General features: G+C 60.6%; 7 protein-coding genes and 2 pseudogenes. 7 read left to right on the forward strand and 2 right to left on the reverse strand.

What is annotated here, in order from left to right:
* The 3 genes and pseudogenes from JWR14_RS18130 to JWR14_RS18140 form a co-directional block, all read left to right on the forward strand.
* Positions 1-324 (forward strand): annotated as a pseudogene (locus tag JWR14_RS18130) (NADP-dependent oxidoreductase); the annotation flags it as partial.
* Positions 325-361: 37 nt separating this feature from the next.
* Entirely contained in the window at positions 362-1,225 is an 864-nt protein-coding gene (locus tag JWR14_RS18135) for an SDR family oxidoreductase (RefSeq protein WP_299709486.1), read from the forward strand.
* A gap of 87 nt (positions 1,226-1,312) precedes the next feature.
* Positions 1,313-2,278, forward strand: a complete 966-nt coding sequence (locus JWR14_RS18140; protein WP_299709496.1) for an alpha/beta hydrolase — start codon at positions 1,313-1,315, stop codon at positions 2,276-2,278.
* Positions 2,279-2,342: 64 nt separating this feature from the next.
* On the opposite strand, the gene JWR14_RS18145 is transcribed toward JWR14_RS18140, so the two are convergent.
* The gene (locus tag JWR14_RS18145) at positions 2,343-3,173 is read right to left on the reverse strand and encodes an NRDE family protein (RefSeq protein ID WP_299709488.1); all 831 of its coding nucleotides are present in this window, start codon (positions 3,171-3,173) and stop codon (positions 2,343-2,345) included.
* Between the two features lie 21 nt (positions 3,174-3,194).
* Positions 3,195-4,181 (reverse strand): folate-binding protein, encoded by a 987-nt coding sequence (locus JWR14_RS18150; protein WP_299709490.1) that lies wholly within the window; start codon positions 4,179-4,181, stop codon positions 3,195-3,197.
* A 61-nt stretch (positions 4,182-4,242) separates the two neighbouring features.
* Here JWR14_RS18150 and mltG point away from each other — a divergent pair, with 61 nt between their 5' ends.
* The 4 genes and pseudogenes from mltG to JWR14_RS18170 form a co-directional block, all read left to right on the forward strand.
* Positions 4,243-5,259 (forward strand): endolytic transglycosylase MltG, encoded by a 1,017-nt coding sequence (gene mltG, locus JWR14_RS18155; protein WP_299709491.1) that lies wholly within the window; start codon positions 4,243-4,245, stop codon positions 5,257-5,259.
* Entirely contained in the window at positions 5,259-5,879 is a 621-nt protein-coding gene (gene tmk, locus JWR14_RS18160) for a dTMP kinase (RefSeq protein ID WP_299709493.1), read from the forward strand. Before mltG ends, tmk begins: the two co-directional genes overlap by 1 nt.
* A 212-nt stretch (positions 5,880-6,091) precedes the next feature.
* Positions 6,092-7,117 carry a DNA polymerase III subunit delta' gene (locus JWR14_RS18165; RefSeq protein ID WP_299709495.1) on the forward strand — a complete coding sequence of 342 codons (1,026 nt, stop codon included), beginning with the start codon at positions 6,092-6,094 and terminating at the stop codon, positions 7,115-7,117.
* Between the two features lie 44 nt (positions 7,118-7,161).
* Positions 7,162-7,333, forward strand: a pseudogene (locus JWR14_RS18170) (N-acetyltransferase); the annotation flags it as partial.

Raw genomic sequence — 7,333 nt, forward strand, 5'->3', positions numbered from 1 at the left:
GAGATACTGGACGCCGTGTTGTCGCGCATGAACGCGTTTGGACGAATCGCGCTGTGCGGGATGATCGCGAGTTACGACGGTTCGCCGATGCCGCTCAAAAAACCCGCTCTGCTACTCACGCAACGCCTGAAGGTGCAGGGTTTTATCGTCAGCGAGTCGCCGGAAGTGTGGCCCGAAGCGCTTACGCAACTCGGCGGCCTCGTTGCGCAGAAGAAGCTGCAATATCGCGAGACCATTGCGCAGGGCCTTGAAAATGCCCCGGAGGCTTTTCTCGGATTGCTCAAGGGCAAGAACTTCGGCAAGCAGCTCGTCAAGCTGATCTGAACGTTCGGATCTTTGCGATCAAAAGAAAGGAGACAGAGTGGACCAGTTCGACGGCAAAGTGGCTGTAATCACGGGCGCCGGTAGCGGCTTCGGCCGCGAGTTTGCATTGAAGGGCGCGGAGCTGGGCATGAAGCTCGTGCTTGCCGATGTCGATGTGAAAGGCCTCACGGAAACGGTCGAGATGGCGCGCGGTCTGGGCGCCGAAGCGCTCGGCGTGCCCACTGATGTCTCCGATGCAGCGCAGGTCGACGCACTTGCGCGCGCGACTATTGATACCTACGGCGCCGTGCATCTGCTCTTCAATAACGCGGGCGTCGGGACGGGTGGTTTCGTCTGGGAAAGCAGCGCGAACGACTGGGCTTGGGTGTTTGGCGTCAACGTAATGGGCGTGGCGAACGGCGTGCGCGCGTTCACGCCATTGATGCTCGCGCAGCAAGAGCCTGCGCATATTGTCAACACGGCGTCGGTGGCGGGCTTGTTGTCGGCGCCGGGGATGGGCGTCTATAACGCGTCGAAGCATGCGGTCGTCGCGTTGACCGAGACGCTGTATCACGACTTGAAAATAGTCGGCGGTCAGGTCCATTGTTCGTTGCTGTGTCCAGCATTTGTGCCGACAGGCATTGCGAACGCCGAACGCGCGCGGCCGGAGGGTTTGCGCAATGATGAACCGCTGACGGCATCGCAGCGCATGGCCGGCAAGCAACTCACGAAGGCGGTGGAGAGCGGGAAGCAGAGCGCGAAACAGGTGGCGGAACTGACCTTCGGCGCGGTCCGCGAACGGCGGTTTTACGTGCTGACGCACCCGAAGATTCTGGCGTCGGTGCAACTGCGTTTCGATGACGTTACCCAGCAGCGTAATCCGACCGATCCGTTGTCGTTGAAGCCGGAGGTGAAGGAGTAGGGTCCCAGTTAGCGCACTAAATCGCATCGAATTCGCGGTGCTATGTCATCATCGCTAGCTCCGATCGATCGCCAATTCCCCGCTCCCATGCCGCTGAATCCTGCCATTGCACAGGTCCTTGAACTCATCGCGAAGGCCAAGCGGCCGCCGTTCCACACGCTTTCAGCTTCTGCCGCGCGCGCGTCCTATGAGCGCAGCTCGCTGATTCTCGACGTCGCGCCCGCCGCGATGTTCGACGTCCACGAGCTCACGATCCCCACGCGCGATCAAGCGTCCATTCGTACCCGCCTTTATCACCCGGTCGAGCCGAACTGGGCCGCACCTGCGCCTACGCTGGTCTACTTTCACGGTGGTGGTTTTGTGGTTGGCAGTATCGATACCCACGACTCACTCTGCCGACGCCTCGCCGCTGATTCGGGTTGCACAGTGGCATCGGTCGATTACCGGCTCGCGCCCGAGTATAAATTTCCAACCGCCGTGCACGATGCCTTCGACGCGCTCACGTGGCTTCACGCGCAAGCGGCGTCGCTGGGACTCGATAGCACGCGTTTTGCGGTCGGTGGCGATAGCGCGGGCGGCACGCTCGCCACGGTGTGTGCATTGCTCGCACGCGATGCCGGCATCCCGCTAGTCCTCCAGTTGCTGATTTATCCCGGCGTAAGCGCGCGGCAGGACACGCAGTCGCATGCGCAATTCGCCGAGGGTTTTGTGTTATCGGCGAAGACTATTCAGTGGTTCTTTGCGCAATATCTTCGCAACGATAAAGACCGCGACGACTGGCGTTTCGCCCCGCTGGATGCACGCGGGTCCGTGCCGGATTTCACCGGCGTCGCTCCTGCATGGATCGCTGCGGCGGATCACGATCCGCTCTTCGACGAAGACATAGCGTATGCGGCCAAGCTTGAAAAAGCACAGGTCCCGGTTGAACTGGTCCGCTACGAAGGCATGACGCATGAGTTCTTCAAGATGGGCGGTTTTGTGCCGGATGTGGCGAAAGCGCATGCGGACGCAGCAGATGCATTGCGTCGATATATGAACGTCACAGAGAGCTAAAAACCAGCGTCGAAAACTTTACGCGCACAAAGTTTCGCTCGGAGTTCGACGGTCCTAAATCATCCTAAGCCGCCCGCACAATCGTGAACGCATCACTTCGTTCGAACGTGCCAGGGCGTTCGATCCGGTGTGAACCATCGTCGTCACTGAGTTCCTTGATTTGCAGCGTCAAGACACCGTCAACCGCCGTTACCTGCAACGCCGTCGTGCTGCGCGTGCCGTAACCCTCGGACTCAATAAACGCCGCCGACAACACTCTCTCACGCTCAAGCGAGAGCCCGGTAGACGGCAGCAGATGATCATCGGCGAGTTGGGGGTTGCGCATGGTCTCGATCAGGCTGTCCAGCGACGGCCGTTCATCGACGTGAAGCAGATCGCGCAACGCGTCGCGTTGCGCGACGAGCTTGGGCCAAGGTGTGTCGAGCAGACTATTCGACAATCCGTGAATGCCCGAGTCAAGAAGCGAAGGCGGGGCATCGGCACGATTACCGTACCAGGCAAGCTCGCGCCGCGTGAAGTCACCCACAACCAGATTGAACCCGTTGTACCGATGTCCATCGCGGGCCACCGTGTCCAGGTAGGCCATCGGCGCGACCGGTGTGCCAGATAAATAATCGCTGACCAACGTACCCCGAGTCGGCGCGTCAGGCCGCACTTCCGCCGGCGCCCGATAGTTCGTCAACGCGGCAAAACGGCCGTCGCGCGTAACGCCGAGCCAGGTTCCGCCGCCCGTCAGATCGCGGCCGGCGAGCACCTCCGGCGCGTTTTCCCACCAGTGCAACGGCTCGGTTTCGCGATGAAAAAACTCATCGCGGTTGGCCGCGAGCGTGAGCAACGGGCGCTCAGCGTCAGACGCTGTCGCGTCCGGTTGCCAGTCGAAGACAATCAGGCACATGAGCGAACCGTCCGCAATAAGTCAGACTTCCGTCGGCAGCGCATAGGGCAGCGGCAAGAACTTCAACGCGGGACCGTCCGCCGAACCCACGTGTACCGAACCCTGGTCAAGCGCCGCGAGCTTGATTTCTACGAGCGCATCAACGCCGCCACCGGGCGCAGGCGCCACGTTGACTACCAGGCCGCACGGCTGGCCGGGGTCGTCGGAGTGGAACAGTTCGTCGCCGGCTTTTGCTGTTTCGGCATGGGCCAGCGACGTACGGCGCTTGATCGTGCCGCGATACTGGCTGCGTGCGACCACTTCCTGTCCGGGATAACACCCCTTCTTGAAGTTGACGCCGCCGAGCACGTCGAAGTTGACCATCTGCGGGACGAATTGCTCGGAAGTGGGCTGCGTAATGCGCGGTTCGCCAGCGTGAATGTCGAGCCAGTCCCATACCTCGGCCGGGGCGCGTGTGAGCTGCTTTTCGATATCGGCGAGGCGCGCTTCGACTTCGGCCTTGGGACCAACCCAGAGGAAGCGCGGCCGCCCGGCGGCATCGGGAACGCGGATCAGCGAGCCGAGCGGGCCGTCCACTTTCACGTGCACGCCGTCAGGCATGGCGTCGAAGAGATGGGACAGCGTCTTGCGGACATCGCCGGCAAAACCCACCGCGGCGAGCGACGGCGTGGCATCGACAAGCTTCGCTTTCGCGCGCATCACGAACATCGACAAGCGTTTTTGCACCGATACCTGGATGTCAGCGGCAAGCATCAGGCGCACGGCTTCGCCGCATCGCCACATTAGAAACGACGCCAGCAAGCGGCCCTTCGGCGAGCAATAGCCAGCGAGACGGGCGCTCGATGCGTCCAGATGTTGGACGTCGCTCGTCAATTGCGTGTGAAGAAAAGCAGCGGCGTCGTCGCCGGTGGTGTCGATAATCCCGAACTGCGTCAGCGGCACGAATACGCCTGCATGGAGAACGGCGTCGAAGGGGGATGAAAGCGGTGAGAGGGTCGAGGAATTCATGGACCTGACTTTGACGGAGGCGAACAAGTATTATATGGGTCTTACTTAGAGCGTGTTTCGCATGTCCCTTTTGAAGAAATGTTTGACCGTGGCTGTCGTCGCGGTCGTGGTTGCCGGTGCACTCGCTGGGGGCATGTTCAAGTGGGCGAATAGCCCGGTCGAGCTGGCCTCACCCGAACTCGACATCACCATCAAATCCCATAGCACCTTACGCAGCGTGGCCCTCCAGCTGGACCGCGGCGGCGCGCACGTCCAGCAGCAGTTGTTTGTGCTGATGACGCGCGCGCTCGGCCTTTCGTCGCAGCTCAAGTCCGGTAACTACGCGTTCAAGGAGGGCATCACGCCCTACGAGATGCTGCAGAAAATTGCCCGCGGCGACGTCAACGAATATGTGGCGACCGTGATCGAAGGGTGGACCTTCCAGAAAATGCGCAACGAACTGGACGGCAATCCGGCGTTGCAGCACGACACCGCTGGCATGACCGATACCGACTTGCTGAAGGCAATCGGCGCGCCGGACGACGTGATTGCGCGGGCGAGTGCGGAGGGCTTGTTCTTCCCTGACACCTATCTCTTCGATAAAGGCACGAGTGACATCGCCGTCTACAAACGCTCGTACAAACTGATGCAGCAACGCCTCGATGAAGCCTGGGCTACTCGCGCGCAGAATTTGCCGTACAAGACGCCTTACGACGCGCTGATCATGGCGTCGATTGTCGAAAAGGAAACGGGGCGCGCCGCCGACCGGCCGCTGGTCGCCGCCGTGTTCACGAACCGGCTGCGCATTGGCATGCCGCTGCAAACGGACCCTTCGGTGATCTACGGGCTGGGTTCGGCCTACGCTGGCCGGCTGCGTAAAAAAGACCTGCAAACCGACACTCCGTACAATACCTACACGCGCATGGGCCTTCCGCCCGGTCCGATCGCGCTGCCGGGCGTGGCGGCCCTAGCGGCGACGGTCAATCCTGCGTCCAGCACGGCACTGTATTTCGTGTCGCGCGGCGACGGCAGCAGCTTCTTTTCAGACAATCTCGGCGACCACAATCGGGCCGTCGACAAGTACATCCGGGGACAATGATGGTGCGCGGCAGATTCATCACGTTTGAAGGCATCGACGGCGCGGGTAAGACGACGCACCTCGCGTGGTTTCGTCAGCGCCTGGACGACAAGATTGCCGCCACCGGCCGTTCGGTCGTGATCACGCGAGAGCCCGGCGGCACGACGTTGGGTGAAAGCCTGCGAGACCTGCTGCTCAACCAGCCGATGGACCTCGAAACCGAAGCGTTGCTGATGTTCGCGGCACGCCGGGAACACTTGGCGCAGATCATTGAGCCGGCGCTGGCCCGAGGCGACTGGGTGCTGTCGGATCGTTTCTCCGATGCCACCTTCGCGTATCAGGGCGGCGGCCGCGGTTTGCCGCGTGACAAACTGGAAGCGCTCGAGCGATGGGTGCAGGGCGGTTTTCAGCCAGACCTGACCGTCCTCTTCGATGTACCAACGAACGTTGCCAGCGAACGACGCGGCGCGGTTCGCTCACCAGACAAGTTCGAGAGCGAATCAGATTCGTTTTTCGGCCGCACGCGGGCTGAGTATTTGCGCCGGGCCGCGGAATCGCCGGAGCGATTTGTGATAATTGACGCTACTCAATCGATAGCTGATATTCAGAAACAACTTGAAGAAGTGGTTGCAAGTATTTGATTTTATGAAAAATTATTATCAATAATTTACTTTAAGTCGCGCTATGCGGCGGTTTTTCCCGCTGGCGTCCATTGACGCAACATCAGCTTGAACGTCGAAAAAACTTCAATTACTGTCAACAACCGGTTGAATTAATTGAATTTTACCGACGAGTTAAAGTAAATTAAGACTCGCAAGATTGCTTTGCAAATACCTGATCCAAAAGACTTTTCATGATCTATCCGTGGCAAACCGATGACTGGACCCGTCTCGAACAACTGCGTGCAAGCTGGCCGCACGCGTTGCTCCTGCACGGTCGCGCGGGCATTGGTAAATTGCAGTTCGCGCAACATCTTGCTCAGAGCCTGCTCTGCGAAACTCCCACTGAGACGCGCGAACCGTGCGGAAAGTGCGTTGCCTGCCTGTGGTTCAGCCAGGGCAACCATCCTGACTATCGCGCGGTGCTGCCGGAAGCGCTCGCAGGGGAATTGATCAACGACGACAAGATTGACAAGGCAGACGAGGACGGCAAGAAAACGAAGGTGCTGAGCAAGGAGATCAAGATCGATCAGGTGCTCGGGCTGATGAATTTCTTCAGCCTCGGCTCGCACCGTGGCGGCTTGCGTGTCGTCCTGGTGTATCCGGCGGAATCGATCAACGTGTTCGCCGCAAACGCATTGCTCAAGACGCTGGAAGAACCGCCTGCGGGCGTGGTGTTCATTCTCGTCACGGCGCGCATAGACCGCTTGCTGCCAACCATCATCAGCCGATGCCGCCAATGGCCAATGACCCTTCCGGCCACCGAGCCGGCCGTCGCATGGCTCGCGCAGCAGGGCGTGGAGCGTCCCGCGGCCGTGCTGGCGGAAGCGGGCGGCGCACCGCTGACCGCGCTGGCGCTCGCTTCCGATGAAAACCGCGCGCTGCGTGATTTCGCGCTGGCGCAACTGGCCGCCGGCCCGGCCTGCGACGCTTTCGCGTGCGGGGAAAGCCTGCAGAAACTTCCCGTGCCCATGGTGCTCGGCTGGCTGCAGCGCTGGCTTTACGACCTGCTCGCACAGAAAGCGGCAGGGCGTCCGCGCTACTTTCCGGGGGCATCGAAGGCGCTCGAACGCTGTGCGGCGCAGATCGATACCGAGCGGTTCGCCCGCTTTCAAAAGACGGTGACCCGGCAGCGCGCGGTGGAAAATCATCCACTGAACGCGCGGCTGGTGTTCGAAGAACTGTTCCTGGGCTATCGCGACGTATTTAACGCTGCCTGATTATCGAACCACTCTGAAACACTCTTTTTGCACGCGACCGCACTATGAACCCCAATTTTCGCGACGCCACGCTCGACGATCTTCCCGGCATCGTGGCCATCTACAATTCCACCGTGCCCTCGCGCCTTGTCACTGCTGACCTGGAACCGGTCTCGGTCGAAAGCCGACTTGCGTGGTTTCATGCGCATGGCCCGAAGGCACGTCCGCTATGGGTGG

Source organism: Caballeronia sp., assembly GCF_028292365.1.
GTDB lineage: Bacteria > Pseudomonadota > Gammaproteobacteria > Burkholderiales > Burkholderiaceae > Caballeronia.

What these genes read in the sequence shown, in the direction of transcription:
- JWR14_RS18165 (WP_299709495.1), top strand. Translation starts at nt 6,092, where the DNA reads ATGATCTATCCGTGGCAAACCGATGACTGGACCCGTCTCGAACAACTG.
- JWR14_RS18150 (WP_299709490.1), bottom strand. Translation starts at nt 4,181, where the DNA reads ATGAATTCCTCGACCCTCTCACCGCTTTCATCCCCCTTCGACGCCGTT.
- tmk (WP_299709493.1), top strand. Translation starts at nt 5,259, where the DNA reads ATGGTGCGCGGCAGATTCATCACGTTTGAAGGCATCGACGGCGCGGGT.
- JWR14_RS18140 (WP_299709496.1), top strand. Translation starts at nt 1,313, where the DNA reads ATGCCGCTGAATCCTGCCATTGCACAGGTCCTTGAACTCATCGCGAAG.
- mltG (WP_299709491.1), top strand. Translation starts at nt 4,243, where the DNA reads ATGTCCCTTTTGAAGAAATGTTTGACCGTGGCTGTCGTCGCGGTCGTG.
- JWR14_RS18145 (WP_299709488.1), bottom strand. Translation starts at nt 3,173, where the DNA reads ATGTGCCTGATTGTCTTCGACTGGCAACCGGACGCGACAGCGTCTGAC.